The following is a 19,400-nucleotide window of genomic DNA, read 5'->3' as shown; positions in this document are numbered from 1 at the left end:
CAGCCTACGTCGTGGGGTCCTCTGCGGCGAGCAGCTCACGCACGAGCGCGGGCACCACCTGTCCGGCCGGCCCCAGCCGCACTTCGTCGAAGTCGGCGTCGTCCGGATACGGCTCCAGGTTCACGAGGGTGGTCCTGGCGCCGCATTCGCGGGCAAGGGCCGCCAGACCCGCCGCCGGCCACACCGTGCCGGAGGTGCCGATCACCACGAGCGACTCGCACGCGGTGACGGCGGCGTCGATCGTGTCGGCGTGGTAGACGGGCTCACCGAACCACACGATGTCCGGGCGCAGCGCCGCGGCCCCGCAGTGCGGACAGGGCGGGCGGGGCGCCAGATCGTCGTGCCAGGCGGTGCGGGCCCCACAGGCGACGCACAGGGCGCTCGCGAGGCTGCCGTGCATGTGGACGACCTGCCGCGAACCGGCGCGTTCGTGCAGGTCGTCGACGTTCTGCGTCACGATCACGACGCCGGACCGGTGCCCGCGGGCGGGCAGGCGCCGCTCGAGTTCGGCCAGCGCGCGATGCGCGGCATTCGGCCGGGCCGCCGCCGCCTCGCGGCGCCGCCGATCGTAGAAGTCGTGCACGAGATCGGGATCGCGGGCGAACCCGGCGGGCGAGGCGACGTTTTCGACGCGGTGCTGATTCCACAGCCCGTCCGAGGCGCGGAAGGTCGCCAGGCCGGACTCGGCGGAGATGCCCGCTCCGGTGAGCACGACGACGCGCGGTGGCATGGGACCTCCTGACCTGAACACGAAATTACACGGCCTCACGCCCGGTGGGCCGCGCACGCGTTCGCGTACCGTGAATGGTCGGACCACTGAGGATGATCATGCGCCACCGCCGTACCCCCGTCGCCCTGCTCACCGCGCTCCTGGTCGGAGTCTTCGCCCTGAGTGGCTGCGGCGCGACCGCCGAGCCGCCGGCATCCACCGCCCCCGGCGAGGCGACGCCCGCCGTGACCGCCCCCGCGCACGTCGAGGGGTACGGGATCGCCACCGGTGACGGGCCGGTCGATGTCGCGCTGTGGACCGACCTGTCGTGCCCGTACTGCGCGCTGCTCGAAGCCGAGACCGGCGATGTGCTGGCCGGCGCCGTGGCCGCCGGTGACATCACGCTGACCATCCACCCGCTCAATTTCGTGAGCGCCAAGCGCGGCGACGACACGGACTGGTCGACGCGTGCCGCCAATGCGCTGGCGGCGGCGGCCGACGCGGGGCAGGCCGACGCGGTGCCCGCGCTGTACGCGCTGCTGCAAGGTCATCAGGTCTCGGATGCCGGCGCCCCCACCGATGACGACATCCTCGCGCTGGCGGCCGAGGCGGGCGTGACCGCCGACATCGCCGATGCCGTCCACACGCAGCGCTTCGCCGAGTGGGTCGCCGCATCCAACGACCACTGGATCGGCCGCACGATCGCCGGCACCGACCAGGTCGTCCAGGGCGTGCCGATCCTCGTCGTCGACGGGGCGGTGTTCGAGATCCGGGAGACCAACGCCGAGCGGCTGAGCGCGGCGATCGCCGCGGGCCTCGCGGGCTGAGCCGGCCGCCCGGATCAGAAGTAGCGGAAGCGCTCGGGACCGAGGTCCCACGGGTCGCGGTCGAGGTACTCGGCGGCGGCGCGGAAGACGCAGCCTTCGATCATCATGCGGCGGTGCAGGTCGTCGTCGCGGTGCAGTCGGCTCAGCCGCTCGATGGGCAGCCGGTACAGGATGATGCGCTTCTGCTCGCGCAGCACCGTCCAACGGGGGATGCCGTCGTCGTCGGAGGCCGGCGGCATCATGCCCACCTCGAACCGCACGTCGCGCAGTTCGGGCCAGCCGCTGCGCAGGAAGTCCGCCGAGGTCGCCACCGTCAGATCGAACCGGTCCATCCGCGTCTCGAGGGGCGGCAGCGGGGGCCGGACGACGGGGCTGCGTCCCACGCGCCCGTGCCGGTCGTGTCGCGCCGGCCGTCCGCGCCGCGGAGTCGTGCGTGCCCGCCGCCTCATCATGCGTCCATCCTAGGTGTCCGGGCCTGCGCCGAGCGGATGCCGGGCAGGCGCCGCACGGGGCGACGTCGACGCCGGTCGCGCGACGCGTCGAGGCGGATGCCGTCCGGTCCCGGCGCGGCATCCGCCGGCCGGGCGCGGTGGCCGATAGCGTCGGAGCGATGCTCGAGAGACTGTGTTCCAAGGTCGGCTGCGCCCGTGAGGCCGTGACGACGCTGACGTACGACTACGGCGACCAGATGGCGGCCGTCGGCCCGCTCGGCGGTGGCGACGACCCGCACGCCCACGACCTGTGCGCGATCCACACCGACCGGCTCTCGGTGCCCCGGGGCTGGGTCGTCGTCCGGCACGAGACGCTGCGGGCCTGACCGCGGCCGGCGCAGCGGGGCAGCCCGCGTGGGAGAATGGCCGCATGCCCGCCGCCGTCACCACCCACGACTTCGCCGTCGCCGACCTCACCCTCGCCGAGGCCGGCCGTCACCAGATCCGCCTGGCCGAGAACGAGATGCCCGGTCTCATGGCGCTCCGGGAGGAGTTCGGACCGTCGCAGCCGCTCGCCGGCGCCCGCATCGCCGGGTCGCTGCACATGACCGTGCAGACGGCCGTGCTGATCGAGACACTCGTCGCGCTGGGCGCACAGGTGCGCTGGGCCAGCTGCAACATCTTCTCCACGCAGGATGAGGCCGCCGCCGCGGTCGCGGTCGGGCCCACCGGCACGGTCGACGCCCCGGCCGGGGTGCCGGTCTTCGCGCACAAGGGGGAGACGCTGCAGGAGTACTGGGCGTTCGCCGACCGTATCTTCGACTGGTCGGCCGAGGGCTTCGACGGCCCCAACCTGATCCTCGACGACGGCGGCGATGCGACCCTGCTCGTGCACAAGGGCGTCGAGTTCGAGAAGGCCGGCGCGGTGCCCGACGCCGCGCCCGGTGACTCCACCGAGTACCGCGTCGTGCTCGACACGCTGCGCGCCTCGCTGGCGCGGGACCCGCAGCGGTTCACCCGCATGGCATCCGGCATCCTCGGCGTCACCGAGGAGACCACGACCGGTGTGCACCGCCTCTACGAGCTGCATGCGGCCGGCGGACTGCTGTTCCCCGGCATCAACGTGAACGACTCGGTGACCAAGTCGAAGTTCGACAACAAATACGGCATCCGCCACTCGCTGCCCGACGGCATCAACCGCGCCACCGACGTGCTGATGGGCGGCAAGGTCGCCTACGTCGTCGGCTACGGCGATGTGGGCAAGGGGGCCGCCGAGGCGCTGCGCGGCCAGGGTGCCCGGGTCATCATCGGCGAGGTCGACCCCATCTGCGCCCTGCAGGCGGCGATGGACGGCTACCAGGTCGCCCGGCTCGAGACGGTCGCCGACCAGATCGACATCCTCATCACCGGCACCGGCAACACGCGCGTGGTCACGGTCGAGAACCTGCTCGCGCTCAAGCACCTCGCCATCGTCGGCAACGTCGGCCACTTCGACGACGAGATCGACCTGGCCGGGCTCGCGGCCGTGCCCGGTGTCGAGAAGGTCGAGATCAAGCCGCAGGTGCATGAGTGGCGGCTGCCCACCGGGCGCAGCGTGCTGGTGCTGAGCGAGGGCCGCCTGCTGAACCTCGGCAACGCGACCGGCCACCCCTCCTTCGTCATGAGCGCGTCGTTCGCCAACCAGGTGCTCGCCCAGCTCGAACTGTGGCAGCGCATCGACCAGTACCCGGTCGGCGTCTACACGCTGCCGAAGATCCTCGACGAGAAGGTCGCGCGCCTGCATCTGCCGGCGCTCGGCGTCGAGTTGACCGAACTGACCGAGGAACAGGCCGCCTACATCGGCGTGCCCGTCGACGGTCCCTACAAGCTCGACCACTACCGCTACTGAGCGCCTCGCCTCCCATCCGCGCCCTGGCGCCCCCTCCGCCCGGATGCGCGAGCCGCCTAGATGCGTGCGAGCCGCCGGGCTTTGTACCGCACAGGGGTAGGCGGCCCGCACCGAGGTAGGCGGCTCGGCGGCGGATGGCGGCGTTCGGATGCCGGCGGACGGCGGCGCTCAGCGCGCGGATGCCGACGCCCGGATGCAGGTGCTCAGCGCTCGGGGAACCCGCGCAGTCCGTGCGGACCCGTCGTGAGCCGGGCCACCCGGGCGTTCTCGAGCTGGATCGAGGCGTACTCGCGGTCGCGGCGCACCGCCACCACCGCCCGCACGAACGTCTCGGGGTCGGTGGCCGGCACCGGCGCCACGAAAGCACGCACCTCGTCCGCGATCGCCGCGGCCGCCCGTAGCCGCGAGGCGGGCTCGAGGCGCCCGGCGCCCTGTACGAACTGCGCCGCGCGCCGCGCGACCCGGTCGGGCAGCCGGCCCACGTCGGCGATCGCCGCCCAATCGCGCAGCCCGGGCGGCACCGCACCGGCCGGCGCCGGCAGCCGCGGCGCCCGCGTGCGTTCGGCGTAGGTGCCCGCCAGCAGGTCGCCCAGCCGCTGCGACCGCGGCGTGAACGCGCCGACCACGCCGGCGACGGCCCCGAGCGTGAACCACAGCTCGAGCACGCCGGTCAGCGCGCGGATGAAGGCATGGCGGAAACCGGCGGCCCCGCCGTCGCTGCGCACGATGCGCGACCCCACGATCAGACGGCCCAGACTGCGGCCCCGGCTGGCCGTCTCGACCGCGGTCGGTACGACCACGGTCACGACCGCGACCGCGCCGATGGCCAAGGCGGGGGACAGCGCGAGGTTCCCCCCGGAGACCCAGCCGGCCACGAACCAGAACCCGACCAGCAGCGCGAGCCCGGCCAGCATGTCGATGAGGGCACCGAGGGCGCTCAGAAAGTACCCGACCGGCTGCACGTCGAGCGCGACGGCCTCGCCGGTGAGCACCTCATCGTGCTGGATCGCGACCGTCCGGCTCGGCGCCGCCGAGGCCCCCGGTGCAGCGGGCACGGGGGGAGCGGGCATGAGTACAGTAAAGCGCATGGACCTCGACGCGCTCACGGCGGCGCGGGGCGCCGAGTGGGCCCGCCTCGACGAGCTCGGGCGGACGCGTCGACTGTCGGGCCGCGAGATCGACGAGCTCGTCGTCCGCTACCGCGCGGCGTCCGCCGACCTGGCCGAGATCAAGACCTCCGCCGGCCGGAGCCTGGTCGGCGATCATCTGTCGACACTACTGGCCCGGGCCCGGCTGCGGCTGACCGGCGCCGGCGACGACCCGCTGCGCCAGGTCTCCCGCTTCTTCGCCCGGCAGCTGCCCGCGGCTCTCTACCGCGTGCGGTGGACCACCCTGGTGATCGCGCTGGGGTTTCTCGCGATCGGCGCGCTGGCCGCGACGTGGATCGCGCGGGACCCGGCCGTGCTCGCCGCCCTCGGCGACGAAGCCGGCCTCGCCGACTACGCCGAGAACCGGTTCACCGCGTACTACAGCGAGAACCCCGCCGCGGTCTTCGCCGGCACGGTATGGACCAACAACGCCTGGATCGCCGCGCAGTGCGTCCTGTTCGGCGTCACCGGCGTCTGGCCGGTCATGGTCATCATGCAGAACGCCGTCTCGGTGGGCACGGCCGCCGCTGTGCTGTTCGCGCACGGCCGCGGCGACGTGTTCTTCCTCTACATCGCGCCGCACGGCCAGCTCGAGCTGACCTGCATCTTCGTCGCGGCCGCCGCCGGGCTGCACCTGTTCTGGGCCTGGGTGGCGCCCGGACCGCGCACCCGCCTGGCCGCGCTCGCCGCCGCCGGCCGGTCGCTGGCGACGATCGCGATCGGCCTCGTGCTCGCCCTGGCCGTGGCCGGGCTGATCGAGGGGTTCGTGACCGCCGCGCCCTGGCCCTGGCCGGTCAAGATCGGCATCGGCACCGCGGCGCTGGCGGCCTTCGTCGGGTACATGGTCGGGGTGGGCGGGCGCGCGGCGCGCGCCGGCGACACGGGCGATCTCACCGAGTATGAGGCGGGCACGGCGCGTCTCGTCGCGGGGTGACCACGCCCCCGGCTTATTTTGATCTATTCAAAACAAGCCGATAAGATGGAGGCATGACCGCCCCTGCCCCGACCGGACAGCACCCGGCTCCCGCCGAGATGATGCGTGCGGCCGGGCTGCGCGTCACCGAGTCGCGCACGATGGTGTTCGAGGCGCTCGCCAGCCACCCGCACGCCAGCGCCGACGCGGTGTTCGCCGACATCGAGCAGCGCCTGCCCCGGACGAGCCGGCAGTCGGTCTACAACGCCCTCGGCGACTTCGCCGATGCGGGGCTCGTCCGACGGATCGAACCGGCCGGCAAGCCCATGCTCTTCGAACTGCGCGTGGGCGACAACCACCACCACCTGGTCTGCAACGGCTGTGGCGCCGTCGAAGACGTCGACTGCGCCATCGGCGCGGCGCCCTGTCTGGTGCCCGCCGACGACCGCGGTTTCACCCTGACTTCCGCTGAGGTCACGTACTGGGGCCTGTGCCCCGCGTGCGCGGCCGAGCGACCGGCATCCACCCACCCCGAGGAAGGAACTCCATGACGGAACTCGACCCCACGATCGCTGATCCGGCCACCGCGCCGATCGGTGAGGATGTCAGCGGCATCGACCATTCGACCGCTGTCATCGACACCGAGCAGGCCCAGGCTGCGGAAGCGACGAAGTGCCCGGTCATCCACGCCCAGCCCCACCCGACCCAGGGCTCGGCCAACCACGTGTGGTGGCCGAACCAGCTCAACCTCAAGATCCTCGCCAAGAACAGCGAGGCGCGTAACCCGCTCGACCCCGACTTCGACTATGTCGCGGCGTTCGAGGCGCTCGATCTGGCCGAGGTGAAGAAGGACATCGCGCAGGTGCTCACCACCTCGCAGGAGTGGTGGCCGGCGGACTTCGGCCACTACGGACCGCTCATGATCCGCATGGCCTGGCACTCGGCGGGAACCTACCGCGTCACCGACGGCCGCGGCGGCAGCGGCACCGGGCAGCAGCGCTTCGCGCCGCTGAACAGCTGGCCGGACAACGCCGGCCTCGACAAGGCGCGGCGCCTGCTGTGGGACGTCAAGAAGAAGTACGGCCAGTCGCTGTCGTGGGGTGACCTGTTCATCCTCGCCGGCAACGTCGCGCTCGAGGACATGGGCTTCACGACGTTCGGCTACTCGGGCGGCCGCCCCGACGTGTGGGAGCCGGACGACGACGTGTACTGGGGTGCGGAGACCACCTGGCTCGGCGACGACCAGCGCTACTCGGGCGAGCGCGACCTCGACAAGCCGCTCGCCGCGGTCCAGATGGGCCTCATCTACGTGAACCCCGAGGGCCCGGCCGGCCAACCCGACCCGCTCGCGTCGGCGCGTGACATCCGCGAGACGTTCGCCCGCATGGCGATGAACGACGAGGAGACGGTCGCGCTGATCGCCGGCGGTCACACCTTCGGCAAGACCCACGGTGCCGCACCCGACTCGTACCTCGAGGAGAGCCCCGAGGCCGCGGGCCTGGAGATGCAGGGCCTGGGCTGGAAGAACAACTTCGGCGAGGGCAAGAAGGACGACCAGATCAGCTCGGGCCTGGAGGTCACCTGGACCTACCACCCGACCCGCTGGGACAACGAGTTCTTCCACATCCTCTACGCCTACGAGTGGGAGCTGTTCACCGGTCCCGGCGGCGGGCACCAGTGGCACCCCAAGCACGGCGCCGGCGCCGACATGGTCCCCAAGGCCCACTCCGAGGGACGCCAGGAGCCGCGCATGCTCACCAGTGACATCGCGCTGCGCACCGACCCCGAGTACGACAAGATCTCGCGGCGCTTCCGCGACGACCCGGATGCGTTCGCCGAGGCGTTCGCCCGCGCGTGGTTCAAGCTGACCCACCGCGACCTGGGGCCGAAGAGCCGCTACGTCGGACCCGAGGTCCCGCAGGAGGACCTGATCTGGCAGGACCCGCTGCCGGCCGTCGATCACGAGCTCATCGACGACGCCGACGCGGCCGACCTCAAGGCGCGCATCCTCGCGTCGGGCCTGTCGGTGGCCGACCTGGTGGCGACCACCTGGGCGGCGGCATCCTCGTTCCGCGGCAGCGACAAGCGCGGCGGCGTCAACGGCGCCCGCATCCGGCTGGCCCCGCAGAAGGACTGGGAGGCCAACAACCCGGCCCGTCTGCAGAAGGTGCTCCCGGTGCTCGAGCAGATCCAGGCGGCGTTCAACGCCGAGCAGACCGGCGGCAAGAAGGTGTCGCTGGCCGACCTCATCGTCCTGGCGGGCAACGCCGCGGTGGAGAAGGCGGCCGCCGACGGCGGCGTCGAGGTGACCGTGCCGTTCCACCCGGGCCGCACCGACGCCTCGCAGGAGCAGACCGACGTCGAGTCCTTCGAGTGGCTCGAGCCGGTCGCCGACGGCTTCCGCAATTACCTGAGCCGCGAGGCCACCCTGCCGGCCGAGCACCTGCTCATCGACAAGGCGAGCCTGCTGACGCTGACCGCGCCCGAGACCACCGTGCTGGTCGGCGGCCTGCGGGCCCTGGACGCCAACTGGGACGGCTCCGAGTACGGCGTGTTCACCGACCGCCCCGGCGTGCTGAGCAACGACGTATTCGTGAACCTGCTGGAACTGGGCAACGAGTGGAAGCCGCTCGACCCGGGCAAGCACGCCTTTGAGGGGCGTCGCATCGGCTCCGGCGAGCTGATCGGCCGCGGTACCCGCGTCGACCTGCTGTTCGGCTCGAACTCCGAGCTGCGCGCCCTCGCCGAGGTCTACGCCTCCGACGACGCGCACGAGAAGTTCGTGCGTGACTTCGTCGCCGCGTGGGGCAAGGTCACCGAGCTCGACCGGTTCGACCTGCACCGCTGATCCGGCGCACAAGCACCAGGCCCTGCTCCCTCTGGGGGGAGCAGGGCCTGGGTCGTCTCCGAAAGGTTCAGCCGGCGGCGCGGCTGTCGAACAGGGCGCGCTGCAGCCACCCCGCCAGCAGAGCGCCCACGATCGGGAACACGAGGAACACCCACAGCTGGCTGAGCGCGTCGACGCCGCCGTAGATGGCCGCGGCGATCGAGCGCGCCGGGTTCACCGAGGTGTTGTCGATGGGGATGGATGCCAGGTGGATGAGCGTGAGCGTCAGCCCGATCGCGATGCCGGCGTGGGCGGTGCCCCGGGTGCGGTGCGTGGCACCGAGGATCACGAGGACGAAGATCGCCGTGAACACGATCTCGGCGGTGATCGCCGCGCCCAGCCCGAACCCGCCGGGGGAGTGCTGATCGAATCCGTTGCTCGCGAAGCCCGACGCCTGCGCGTTCGACAGCCAGCCGGCCGGCCCGAACATGCCGATCAGGACGATGATCGTCGTGCCCACCGCGCCGCCGACGATCTGGGCGACGATGTAGCCGATGGTGTCGCGCCAGGCGAAGCGTCCGGCCGCGGCCAGGCCCAGGGTGACGGCGGGGTTGAAGTGACCGCCGGAGATCGGGCCCCAGGCGTAGACGCCGATCAACACGGTGAGGCCGAACGCGAGTGCGACACCGAGGAAGCCGACGCCCAGCGAGCTGCCGTTGGAGCCGGTGCCGAAGTCGGAGGCGAACAGCGCGGTGCTCAGCGACCCGAAGACGAGCACGAACGTGCCGGTCGCCTCGGCGGCGAGCTTGACGCCCGTGGACGGTCCGCCCGGGGGTGGCGTGTGTGCTTCCTGCGTGGGAACGGCAGGGCGGTCGGGGACCGGATCGTTGCTCATGGGTGCGTCCTTTCGCGTCACGGACCTCTCGCGCTGATTCTGCCCCCGATCGGCCCCTTCGCGCTGCAGGCGCACGGTTTTCGTCACCGGCCTGGCGGCGGGGTCACAGACGCCCGGCGGCCTTCAGGGCGAGGTAACGGTCGGCGATGCGCGGCGGCAGCTCGTCCGGCCCGGCGGTGACCGCGTCGGCGCCCGCGCGGCGCACGGCGGCAGCCACCGCTTCGGCTTCGGCGTCGGCGCGGGCCGCCGCCGCCTGGGCGTACACCCCGGCCGCGTCCGTCGGGCGGGCGCGGCCGGGGTCGGCGGCGGTGACGCTGCCGACGACCACCTGGGTGCGCGCGGTCAGGCCCGGCAGCGACCCGAGGAAGCCGCGCGCCGCCTCGGGGGCATCCTGGGCCGTGAGCAGGACCACCAGCGACGGCCGTGTCGTGAGCGCCCGCACCTGGGTGGTCACCGCATCCCAGTCGGTGTCCAGCAGCTGCGGCTCCACCGGCGCCATCGCGTCGACCAGGGCGGGCAGCAGCGCCGCGCCGGCCACGCGCGTCACCCGCGCGCGCAGGACGCGGTCGAACATCACCAGGTGCACGTGATCGCCGGCCCGTGCCGCCAGTGCGGCCAGCAGCAGCGCCGCCTCCATCGCGGCATCCAGCCGGGTGCCGTCGCCGACGCGTGTGGCCGCGGTGCGACCGGTGTCGATGACGATGACCACGTGGCGGTCGCGCTCGGGACGCCAGGTGCGCATCATCGTGGTGGTCGACCGGGCGGTGGCCCGCCAGTCGATGGAGCGGACGTCGTCGCCACGCACGTATTCGCGCAGGCTGTCGAATTCGGTGCCCTGGCCGCGCACCTGAACGCTCGTGTTGCCGTCGAGCTCCCGCAGCCGCGCGAGTCGGGACGGCAGGTGCCGGCGCGCGGTGAACGGCGGCAGCACCCGCACGGCGCCGACCGCGTCGATGCGTGCCTGGCGCCCGGCCAGCCCCAGCGGCCCCCGGGAGCGCACGACGACGAACGGGCTGCGCAGTTCGCCGCGTCGGCGGGGACGCAGGGGTACCGTGACGGCGCGGCGCTCACCTGGCGGCAGGTCCACGCCGATCCGGTCGGCCCCGGCCCCGGCGGTCGGCTGCCACGCGTCCCGCACCTGCCCACGGAGGCGACGGATGCCGGTGTTGCGCAGCAGCAGGGTCGTCACCACGGGCTCGTCGCGCAGCGCGCGCGCCGGGATGCGGCGCTGCACCTCCACCTGGCGCGGGTCCGCCGCCGTCGCGACGTCGACGGCGACGGCGACGGCGACCAGCGCGGTCCACACCGCGGCCACGCCCCAGGCCGGTACGCCGGCGGCCGACAGGACGATGACCGGGACGATGCCGAGCGCCACGGCCGGCGCGAGACGTCCGGAGACGAACATCACACCGGGACGCGGGTCTGCTGCCGCACCGAGGTCAGGATGGCGTCGACCGACACCGCCTCCAGCTCCGCCTCGGGCCGCAGCCGCAGACGGTGCCGCCACGTGGGCACGAGCATCGTCTGCACGTGATCGGGCGTGATCGCGGGGTAGCCGCCCAGCCACGCCCAGGCACCGGCCGTCGCCAGCAGCGCGGTCGCCGCGCGCGGACTGGCACCCAGCTGCACCGACGGCGACTGCCGTGTCGCCCGGGCGAGGTCGACGACGTAGCCGAGCACGTCGTCCGAGACGGTCACGGCGGCCGCCGCCCGCTGGGCCGCATGGATCTGCGCGGCGTCGACCACGGCATCCACCCCCGCCGCGGCGAGGTCGCGCGGACGGAAGCCGCTCGCATGGCGGCGCAGCACCGCCACCTCGGCGTCACGGTCGGGCACGTCGATGACGAGCTTGAGCAGGAAGCGGTCCAGCTGCGCCTCCGGCAGCGTGTACGTCCCCTCATGTTCGACGGGGTTCTGCGTCGCGGCGACCAGGAACGGGTCGGGCAGCGGGCGCGAGACGCCGTCGGCGGAGACCTGCCGCTCCTCCATGGCCTCCAGCAGCGCCGCCTGGGTCTTGGGGGGCGTGCGGTTGATCTCGTCGGCCAGCAGCACGTGGGTGAACACCGGTCCGTCGCGGAACTCGAACTCACCCGACCGCGCGTCGTAGACGAGCGAGCCGGTCACGTCTCCCGGCATCAGGTCGGGCGTGAACTGGACGCGGGCGGTGTCCAGGCCGAGGGCGCGGCTGAACGCGCGCACCAGCAGGGTCTTGGCCACGCCGGGGACCCCCTCCAGCAGTACGTGGCCCCGGGCCAGCAGCGCGATCAGCAGTCCGGTGACGGCGCCGTCCTGGCCGACGACCGCTTTGCCGACCTCCTGCCGCACGCGGTTCATCGCCTCGCGCAGCTGATCGTCGTCGGCGGGCCGGGCGGGGGTTTCGGAGCTCACAGGCGGGTCCTTTCGGTGGCGGCGTGTTCGAGGTCGTGCAGGCGGTCGGACAGGTCGACCAGCTCACGGTCGGTCCGGGGGACGCGGTCGATGAGGATCTCGGCGGCGATGCGCGGGTCGATGCCCGCCCGCGCGGCGACGGCCGCCGAGATCTCCGGGGCGGATGCCGCGGGCCCGAGCCCCAGGCGGTGGGCCAGCCGCTGCAGGGCGGCGATGCGCAGCGCGTCGATCGCGTGGCCGGGGTCGCCGGCCCGGGCGTACAGCCGCGCACGGCCGGCGGTCGTCTCGGCGCCACGGACGGTCACCGGCAGCGTCTCGGCAACGAGCGGACCGAACCGGCGCCCCTGCCACACCGCGGCCGCCAGCGCCGCCAGGACCGCCAGGGCGATGGCGGGGGTCACCCACTCGGGGGTGAGCGTGCCGATCGTCGCCGGCTCTCCGCCCCCGTCGGCGAGCGGGTCGGGCAGGTACCAGACCAGGTCGGCGTGGCGCCCCATCAGCCCCAGGGCGAGGGCGGCGTTGCCGGCCGTGGCCAGGTGCTCGTTGAGGAACAGGGCGGTGCCGTCGACGGCGGCGAGGCGCCCGGTGTCGGTCGCGCGCACGAGCAGACCGTAGCCGGCGCCCGAGGGATAGCATCCGGTCACCCCCGCCGGTGCCGTGAAGACCGGGCCGGGGCTGATCGCCCCCGCACGGCGGGCCTCGGCCACCGGGCACGCGGGCTCGGCGGCGCCGTCGCCGATCCCGCGGGGCGCGGCGCCGTCGAACAGGACCCGCAGATCACGGGCGCGCGGGTCGATGAGCACGACGTCCTCGGCGGCGTCCGCCAGCGCGGTGAGATCGGCGTCGCCCAGCACGGTCGCATCGGTGATGACCAGCGTCGTGCCGGCGCCGGCGGCCGTGACCGCCGCCTCGCGGCTGCGGGCGACGGTGACGTCGACGCCCTGCCCGCGGAGGATCTGCACGAGCGCGCGCCCCCCGTCGGGACCGGCCGCGTCGGGGTCGAGCAGGCCCTGGGCGGGCAGCCGGGCGATGCCGGCGATGGCGGCCGCGACCGCACCGACCACCAGCAGCGCCGCCCCGATCGCCACCCACCCGCCGACGGCGCGGCGTCGCACCGCGGGCCGCTCGAGCACGGTCATGCCGGCACCGCCTCGGCGGGCGCGCGCCGCATCCGCCGGTCGAGGTCGGACAGTCGACGGTAGGCGGCTTCGGTGCCCGGCCGCCGCAGGTATCGCACGTCGTCGAAGGCGGCGGCCGCCTCGGCCAGCGCGGCCTTCTCGGCGGGGAACAGCGCGGCGGCGGCCCGTGCGAAGCCGTGCACGGTGGTGCCCGGCACCGGGTCGAGCAGGGTGCGCTCGGCGAGCTCGCGCGCGAGGGCCCGGAACCGCAGCACGATCGCGTCGTCCCAGTCGCAGGCAGCGGCGGCGGCCTCCGCGCGGCGGCGCAGTTCGGCGGCAGCCACCGTCTCGTCGTGCGCCAGCACCGCGGACGCCCGGCGGGACCGTGCCACCGGGCGTGGCCGCCCCCAGACGACGACCGCGGCGATCACGACCGCCACGATCACGACGGCCACCACCACCGCCAACCACGGCGCGAACGACTCGGGCAGGCTGCCGGAGAAGAGGTTCGCGAAGAAGTCGCCGACCGCCTGCGCGAACCGGTCGAACGGTGTCGGCTCGGCTGCCCGGTACACCGGGTCGGCCAGCTCGGCCTCTGCCCATTCCCGGGCCTGGTCGCCGTCGGGCGCCAGCGGCGGCGCCGCCGGGATCGGCGTCACGTGTGCCCGCCGGGCGGCGTCCACTGCGTCGGCGGGGGAGCGGCCGGCGGGCCCGCGGGCGGTGTCTGCGGCCGGGGGTCGGGTGCCGGTCCTGCGACGGACGGTCCGGACGGCGGCGACCCGGGTGCCGGAGGGTACGGCGCGGATCCGGCACCCGGCCCGTACGGCGGCATCGGGACGTATCCGGGCGCCGCGGGGTACGGCACCGGCGCGCCGGGGCCGTAGCCGTACCCGGGCGGGCGCGGCCCGATCCGTCGGCCGATGTGCCGGCGGTACGGGTCGGGCAGGTCGGTGCCCCCGGCATCCCGCTCATCGACGTAGGCCAGCAGATCCAGGTCGAGGCCCTCGTGGCGCATGCGGCAGTCGACGTAGATGAGCGCGGTGGCCGTGGCGGTGACCACGAGCGCCATCGACTGGATGAGGACCACCACCGCCTGCGTCGCCAGCGAGCCGAGCACGAGGGCGATGAGCGCCTGGACGTCGGGGTCGCCGGTGGGGGTGAACACCGACGTGACGGCGACCGTCGCGAACGTGAACGGGATGCTCACCACCTGCCCGATGAACCCGAAGGTCAGCGAGATGATCACGATCACGCCCAGGCTCGACCAGAACCGGCCGCGAGTGAGCACCCACGAGCGCACCACGGCGGCGCGGATCGTGGCGTGCTCCATGATGATCGTCGCCGGCACGAGCAGCAGCTTGACGGTCAGCCAGAGCACCAGCGGGATCGCGGCCAGGAACAGCAGCACGCTCAGCACGATGACCGCAGGCAGCGCCGCCTGGGCCAGCAGCACCAGCAGGCCGATGGCGACGCCCGCCACCACCGTGACCACCAGGCTCAGCAGCAGCGCGTAGCCGACGAGCCGACCGGCGACCGGCTTGATCTGTCGCCACAGCTGTCCCAGCGTCCGCTTCTCGGCGACGACGGCGTGCGCGACCTCGGCGACGACGATGCCCTGCACGATGACGACCAGGACCGTGGACAGCACGCTCAGCACGAACGTGCCGATGCCGATCAAGGCGATCGAACCGGCCATCACGGTGTCGAAGTCCTCGCTGCCCGGGTCGACCGCCGCCAACCGCGACAGGGAGTAGAAGGTGAGACCGACGATCGCACCGGCCACCAGCAGCGTCGCCACCGTCTGCACGACCAGCGCGAACCCGAGCAGCACCCGCGGGTTCTGCCGCAGGGCGGTGAAGGAACGGCCCAGGATCGTGCCGAATCCGAGCGGATGCAGGGGGATGATGCCCGGCCTGGGCGCAGGCGTCCACGTCGGGTAGGCCGTCACGGTCCCTCCTCGCAGGTCGGCGTGGCTGGTCCTATCGTGGCATATCCGGCTCTGCCCGCACCGCTCTCACGGGTGTCCGACGGCGCCGGCGACGCGCATGTCCGATACTGTGGAGGCGCGCCTGTGCGGCGCGCCGGCATCCGCCGCATCCGAAGGACGAACGGGACCTATGGCATCGCGCATCCTGGTGGTCGACGACGACACCGCCCTGGCTGAGATGATCGGCATCGTCCTGCGTACCGAGGGCTTCGAGACCGCGTTCTGCGCAGACGGTGCCGCGGCGCTGGACGTGTGGAAGGCCGAGCGCCCCGACCTGATCCTGCTCGACCTCATGCTGCCGGGCATGGACGGCATCGAGATCTGCACGCGCGTGCGCGCAGAGTCGGGCGTGCCGATCATCATGCTCACCGCCCGCACCGACACCGCCGACGTCGTGCGGGGCCTGGAGTCGGGCGCCGACGACTACATCGTCAAGCCGTTCAACCCGAAGGAGCTCGTCGCCCGCATCCGCACCCGGCTGCGGCCGGCCAGCCAGCCCGCCGGCGACACGCTGCGCATCGGCGACCTCACCGTCGACGTCGCCGCGCACGAGGTCCGCCGGGGCGAGGAGATCATCGCCCTCACGCCCCTGGAGTTCGAGCTGCTGGTGGCCCTGGCGTCCAAGCCGCAGCAGGTGTTCTCCCGCGAGATGCTGCTCGAGCAGGTGTGGGGCTACCACTACAAGGCCGACACCCGGCTCGTGAACGTCCACGTACAGCGCCTGCGCGCCAAGGTCGAAGTCGATCCCGACAACCCCAAGATCGTCACGACGGTGCGCGGCGTCGGGTACCGCGCCGGCGCGGTGGTGTGACGGGGCGCATCGTGCCCACCGCCACCGTCACCACGACCGGCCGCGCGATCGTCACCGATTGGCGCGACTGGCGGGCATGGCCCACCCGGCTCACCCATGCGTGGCGACGCTCGCTGCGGTTCCGCACCCTCGCCCTGACCCTGGGCCTGACCGCGCTGACGATCCTGGTCGCCCTCGTGTGGATGGCCCTGGCGATCCAGAACGACCTGTTCGACTCCCGAGCCCAACAGGTGCAGTCCGCGGCGGGGCGCGCGGCCCAGACGGCGCAGACCACGCTGGACGCGGCCGTCGTCGAAGGCGACCCGGTGGCGCTGCAGATCCTGATGGACCGGGTGCGCGAGACCCTGCTCCGCCAGGCCGGCACCGACATGATGGCGGCGTTCCGCATCTCGACGCAGCCGTCGACGATCGCCCCGCAGGACTTCGAGGCCGGCGGGCTGACCGCCGACATGCTCAGCGACGGACTGCGCGCGGCGGTGCGCACGGAAGCCGGGCAGCAGTGGTGGCAGTCGATCGCGGTGCCCACCGACGACGGTGAGCTGCCCGGCATGGCGGTCGGTCAGCAGATCATCGTGCCCGAAGCCGGCCCGTACGAGCTGTACTTCGCGTACGACCTGGGCTCCGAGGCGGCGACGCTGCAGTTCGTGCAGGTCACGCTGTGGGGCGTGGGCATCGCCCTGGTCGTGCTCATCGGCGCCGTGTCGTGGTTCGTGCTCCGGTCGGTGACCGTGCCGATCGCGCAGGCCGCCGAGACCAGCGCGAAACTGGCCGCCGGTGACCTCGAGGTGCGCCTCCCGGTGCAGGGCGAGGACGAGTTCGCGACCCTCGGCCGCTCGTTCAACGCGATGGCCGACAGCATCGCCGCGCAGATCAAGGAGCTGGCCGACCTGTCGCTCGTGCAGCAGCGCTTCGTCTCGGACGTGTCGCACGAGCTGCGCACTCCGCTGACCACCATCCGCCTGGCCTCGGACATGCTCAACGATCAGCGCGCCGAGTTCGACCCGGTCACCGCGCGCGCCGCCGAACTGCTGCACGCCCAGGTCGAACGGTTCGAGACCCTGCTCACGGACCTGCTCGAGATCAGCCGGTACGACGCCGGGTCGGTGCAGCTCGAGAACGAGCCGACGAGCCTGGCGCACCTGGCCGAGGATGTCATCGCCTCGATGCAGCAGGTGGCCGAGCAGCACGACACCGACGTGCGCCTGGTCGCCCCCGGCGGGTACTCGCCGGTCGAGATGGATCCGCGGCGCGTGCGCCGGGTCGTGCGCAATCTGCTCGGCAATGCGATCGAGCACGGTGAGGGCCGTCCGGTCGTCGTGACCGTCGACAGCAACCAGCAGGCGGTCGCGCTGGGGGTGCGCGACTACGGGCTGGGCATGAGCGCCGAGGCCGCCGAGCGTGTCTTCGACCGGTTCTGGCGCGCCGACCCGTCCCGCAAGCGCACCCTGGGCGGCACCGGCCTGGGCCTGTCGATCGCGCTGGGCGACGCGCGCCTGCACGGGGGCATGCTCGAAGTGTGGTCCGAACCCGGCCGCGGCACGAACTTCGTGCTGACCCTGCCCCGCCAGCCCGGCGACCTCGCCGGGGCCTCGCCCGTCCCGCTCGACCCCGGCGACGACGGCGCCCCGCTGGACGACCTCGGACACACGCAGCCGATCGACATTCCCGGAGCAGCATGGGAGGGACGCTCATGAAAGGTCTGCGCACGCTCGGCGCGGCGATGCTGGCCGCGCTCGCCGCCCTCGCCCTCGTCGCCTGCGCGGGGCTGCCGGTCACCGGTCCGGTGCACGCCGGGCGCCCGGTCACCGACGACAGCGGCCAGGGCGACGTCTCCTTCGTGCCGGCCGGCCCCGCCCCCGGCGCCACCCCGGCGCAGATCGTCGAGGGGTTCATCGCCGCCGGCTCCGGGCCGCGCGGCGGCTGGGCCATCGCCCAGGAGTTCCTCACCGACGAGGCCCGCGAGGTGTGGAAGCCGCAGGCCGGTGTCACCATCTACGAATCCGGCTCTCGCAGCCTGACCGAAGGTGAGGAAGGCCAGATCACCGTCACGGTGAGCGCGGAGGCGACCGTGGATGCCACGGGCGCCTACACCGTCTCGGGTGAGGGCGAGATCCCCTTCACCTTCGGCCTCGCGCAGGTCGGCGACCAGTGGCGCATCGCACAGGCGCCCGACGGCATCATCCTGGACGAGAACCGGTTCCAGTCGGTGTTCCACCGCTACGAGGTGATGTACTTCGACGCGTCCTGGTCGCGGCTGATCCCCGACATCCGGTGGTTCCCGGCGGCCAACGCGGTGACCCGCATCGCGCAGGCGCTCGTGGACGGCGCCCCCAGCCCGTGGCTGGCCGACGCGGTCGTGTCCGCGTTCTCGTCCACCGTCGGCCTGGCGCAGAGCGCCGTGCCGGAGCGCTCGGGCGTCGCCGAGGTGTCGCTGGGCAGCAGCGCCCGCGGGCTCGACCAGCAGGTCCTCGACCGCATGCAGACCCAATTGGAGGAGTCGCTGGAGACAGCCGGCATCCTCGGCGTGGACATGCTCGTCGACGACCAGATCCTCGTCGCCGAGGCGGTCCCGGTCTCCCGCATGGTCATCGACAGTCGTCCGCTCGTGCTCACCGAGGAAGAGTTCGGCTACCTGTCCGGGACGCAGATCGAAGCGATCGCCGAGCTGTCCGACACGATCCTGGACGTGGGCGCGACGGCGATCGAGCTCAACGCCGACCGCCGGACGGCCGCCGTGCAGACCGGCACCGGCACGGTGGTGCGGGTGCAGGCCGGCGGTGAGGTGACCGATGTCGACAGCCGCGCCGGCCTCGTGGCCCCGACGATCGACCCGTACGGCTACATCTGGACCGTGCCGGCCGACGATCCGCACAGCGTCGTCGCCGGCGCACCCGACGGCAGCTTCGTCGAGGTCGCCGGGGCCTGGCCGGGCGCCCTGCGGGTCTGGGCGATGCAGGTGGCCCGCGACGGCACCCGCGTGGCCGCCGTCGTGCTCGACGGCACACAGCCGTCGGTGTGGGTCGCCGGCATCGTGCGCGACGAACAGGGCACCCCGATCGAACTCAGCGAAGCGAAGCTGCTCGCGCAGCTGCCCGGCGCCGGCATCGATCTGGCCTGGCTCGACGGCAAGACGCTGGCGGTGGCCGGTCAGGCCTCCGAACAGGGCTTCGTCGTGCAGGTGCCCACCGGCGGGCCCGCCACCCAGCTGCGGGCGCCCAGCGACCTCACCGCCGTCAGCGGCGGCAATCAGGCCGGTGCGGTGCGTCTGCGCGACGCCGAGGGCAATCTGTACGTGCAGCGCGGGGCCAACTGGCAGCATCAGGCCACCGGCATCCTCGTGCTGGCCGCCCAGCAGGGCACGCTGAACTGACCCTTCCTCCCCAGCCGGCCCGACCGGGCGGGTCTCCACAGATCCGGGCCGGGTGGGTCCGCGCGCAACAGCGGCCACGACGATGGGG

Annotated in this window: 18 protein-coding genes; 9 read left to right on the top strand and 9 right to left on the bottom strand. The window is 73.1% G+C overall.

What is annotated here, in order from left to right; all coding sequences use genetic code 11:
* Window positions 1-4 precede the first annotated feature (4 nt).
* The gene (locus ACQ143_RS12630; protein ID WP_449571052.1) at window positions 5-730 is read right to left on the bottom strand and encodes an NAD-dependent deacylase; all 726 of its coding nucleotides are present in this window, start codon (window positions 728-730) and stop codon (window positions 5-7) included.
* Between the two features lie 98 nt (window positions 731-828).
* Between ACQ143_RS12630 and ACQ143_RS12625 the strand changes: the two genes are divergently transcribed.
* The gene (locus ACQ143_RS12625; protein ID WP_449571051.1) at window positions 829-1,536 is read left to right on the top strand and encodes a DsbA family protein; all 708 of its coding nucleotides are present in this window, start codon (window positions 829-831) and stop codon (window positions 1,534-1,536) included.
* A 14-nt stretch (window positions 1,537-1,550) separates the two neighbouring features.
* Here ACQ143_RS12625 and ACQ143_RS12620 read toward each other — a convergent pair whose 3' ends face one another.
* On the bottom strand, window positions 1,551-1,988 hold the full coding sequence (locus tag ACQ143_RS12620; protein ID WP_449571050.1) for a metallopeptidase family protein: 438 nt from the start codon (window positions 1,986-1,988) through the stop codon (window positions 1,551-1,553).
* Between the two features lie 158 nt (window positions 1,989-2,146).
* Between ACQ143_RS12620 and ACQ143_RS12615 the strand changes: the two genes are divergently transcribed.
* Window positions 2,147-2,353 carry a DUF3499 family protein gene (locus ACQ143_RS12615; protein ID WP_449571049.1) on the top strand — a complete coding sequence of 69 codons (207 nt, stop codon included), beginning with the start codon at window positions 2,147-2,149 and terminating at the stop codon, window positions 2,351-2,353.
* A gap of 44 nt (window positions 2,354-2,397) precedes the next feature.
* Window positions 2,398-3,855: an adenosylhomocysteinase gene (ahcY, locus tag ACQ143_RS12610; protein WP_449571048.1), complete on the top strand. Its 1,458-nt coding sequence runs from the start codon at window positions 2,398-2,400 to the stop codon at window positions 3,853-3,855.
* 203 nt (window positions 3,856-4,058) lie between these two features.
* On the opposite strand, the gene ACQ143_RS12605 is transcribed toward ahcY, so the two are convergent.
* Window positions 4,059-4,925, bottom strand: a complete 867-nt coding sequence (locus ACQ143_RS12605) for an RDD family protein (RefSeq protein ID WP_449571047.1) — start codon at window positions 4,923-4,925, stop codon at window positions 4,059-4,061.
* Between the two features lie 16 nt (window positions 4,926-4,941).
* Between ACQ143_RS12605 and ACQ143_RS12600 the strand changes: the two genes are divergently transcribed.
* The 3 genes from ACQ143_RS12600 to katG are packed head-to-tail and all read left to right on the top strand — an operon-like array spanning window position 4,942 to window position 8,764.
* Window positions 4,942-5,937 (top strand): stage II sporulation protein M, encoded by a 996-nt coding sequence (locus ACQ143_RS12600; RefSeq protein ID WP_449571046.1) that lies wholly within the window; start codon window positions 4,942-4,944, stop codon window positions 5,935-5,937.
* A 53-nt stretch (window positions 5,938-5,990) separates the two neighbouring features.
* Complete coding sequence (locus tag ACQ143_RS12595; protein ID WP_449571045.1) at window positions 5,991-6,467, top strand: Fur family transcriptional regulator; 477 nt, start codon at window positions 5,991-5,993, stop codon at window positions 6,465-6,467.
* Complete coding sequence (gene katG / locus ACQ143_RS12590) at window positions 6,464-8,764, top strand: catalase/peroxidase HPI (protein WP_449571044.1); 2,301 nt, start codon at window positions 6,464-6,466, stop codon at window positions 8,762-8,764. The genes ACQ143_RS12595 and katG overlap by 4 nt, the downstream gene beginning before the upstream one ends.
* Window positions 8,765-8,831: 67 nt before the next feature.
* Here katG and aqpZ read toward each other — a convergent pair whose 3' ends face one another.
* The 6 genes from aqpZ to ACQ143_RS12560 form a co-directional block, all read right to left on the bottom strand.
* On the bottom strand, window positions 8,832-9,638 hold the full coding sequence (aqpZ, locus tag ACQ143_RS12585) for an aquaporin Z (RefSeq protein ID WP_449571043.1): 807 nt from the start codon (window positions 9,636-9,638) through the stop codon (window positions 8,832-8,834).
* Between the two features lie 103 nt (window positions 9,639-9,741).
* Window positions 9,742-11,043 carry a DUF58 domain-containing protein gene (locus tag ACQ143_RS12580; RefSeq protein ID WP_449571118.1) on the bottom strand — a complete coding sequence of 434 codons (1,302 nt, stop codon included), beginning with the start codon at window positions 11,041-11,043 and terminating at the stop codon, window positions 9,742-9,744.
* Entirely contained in the window at window positions 11,043-11,972 is a 930-nt protein-coding gene (locus tag ACQ143_RS12575) for an AAA family ATPase (protein WP_449571117.1), read from the bottom strand. Before ACQ143_RS12575 ends, ACQ143_RS12580 begins: the two co-directional genes overlap by 1 nt.
* Window positions 11,973-12,022: 50 nt before the next feature.
* Entirely contained in the window at window positions 12,023-13,165 is a 1,143-nt protein-coding gene (locus ACQ143_RS12570) for a DUF4350 domain-containing protein (RefSeq protein WP_449571042.1), read from the bottom strand.
* On the bottom strand, window positions 13,162-13,803 hold the full coding sequence (locus ACQ143_RS12565; RefSeq protein WP_449571041.1) for a DUF4129 domain-containing protein: 642 nt from the start codon (window positions 13,801-13,803) through the stop codon (window positions 13,162-13,164). Before ACQ143_RS12565 ends, ACQ143_RS12570 begins: the two co-directional genes overlap by 4 nt.
* Window positions 13,800-15,092, bottom strand: a complete 1,293-nt coding sequence (locus tag ACQ143_RS12560; RefSeq protein ID WP_449571040.1) for a glycerophosphoryl diester phosphodiesterase membrane domain-containing protein — start codon at window positions 15,090-15,092, stop codon at window positions 13,800-13,802. Before ACQ143_RS12560 ends, ACQ143_RS12565 begins: the two co-directional genes overlap by 4 nt.
* A 169-nt stretch (window positions 15,093-15,261) precedes the next feature.
* On the opposite strand from ACQ143_RS12560, the gene mtrA reads away from it, so the two are divergent.
* Genes mtrA through ACQ143_RS12545 form a run of 3 tightly spaced genes read left to right on the top strand, consistent with a single transcriptional unit; the run spans window position 15,262 to window position 19,312 of the window.
* On the top strand, window positions 15,262-15,942 hold the full coding sequence (mtrA, locus tag ACQ143_RS12555; protein ID WP_449571039.1) for an MtrAB system response regulator MtrA: 681 nt from the start codon (window positions 15,262-15,264) through the stop codon (window positions 15,940-15,942).
* An 11-nt stretch (window positions 15,943-15,953) separates the two neighbouring features.
* Window positions 15,954-17,636, top strand: a complete 1,683-nt coding sequence (mtrB, locus tag ACQ143_RS12550) for an MtrAB system histidine kinase MtrB (protein WP_449571038.1) — start codon at window positions 15,954-15,956, stop codon at window positions 17,634-17,636.
* Window positions 17,633-19,312 carry an LpqB family beta-propeller domain-containing protein gene (locus ACQ143_RS12545; protein ID WP_449571037.1) on the top strand — a complete coding sequence of 560 codons (1,680 nt, stop codon included), beginning with the start codon at window positions 17,633-17,635 and terminating at the stop codon, window positions 19,310-19,312. Before mtrB ends, ACQ143_RS12545 begins: the two co-directional genes overlap by 4 nt.
* Window positions 19,313-19,400: the final 88 nt, after the last annotated feature.

It is taken from the genome of Microbacterium pollutisoli, from assembly GCF_053586795.1.
The sequence above is the reverse complement of the archived record's forward strand: the minus strand, read 5'-3'. Positions and strand labels throughout refer to the sequence as shown.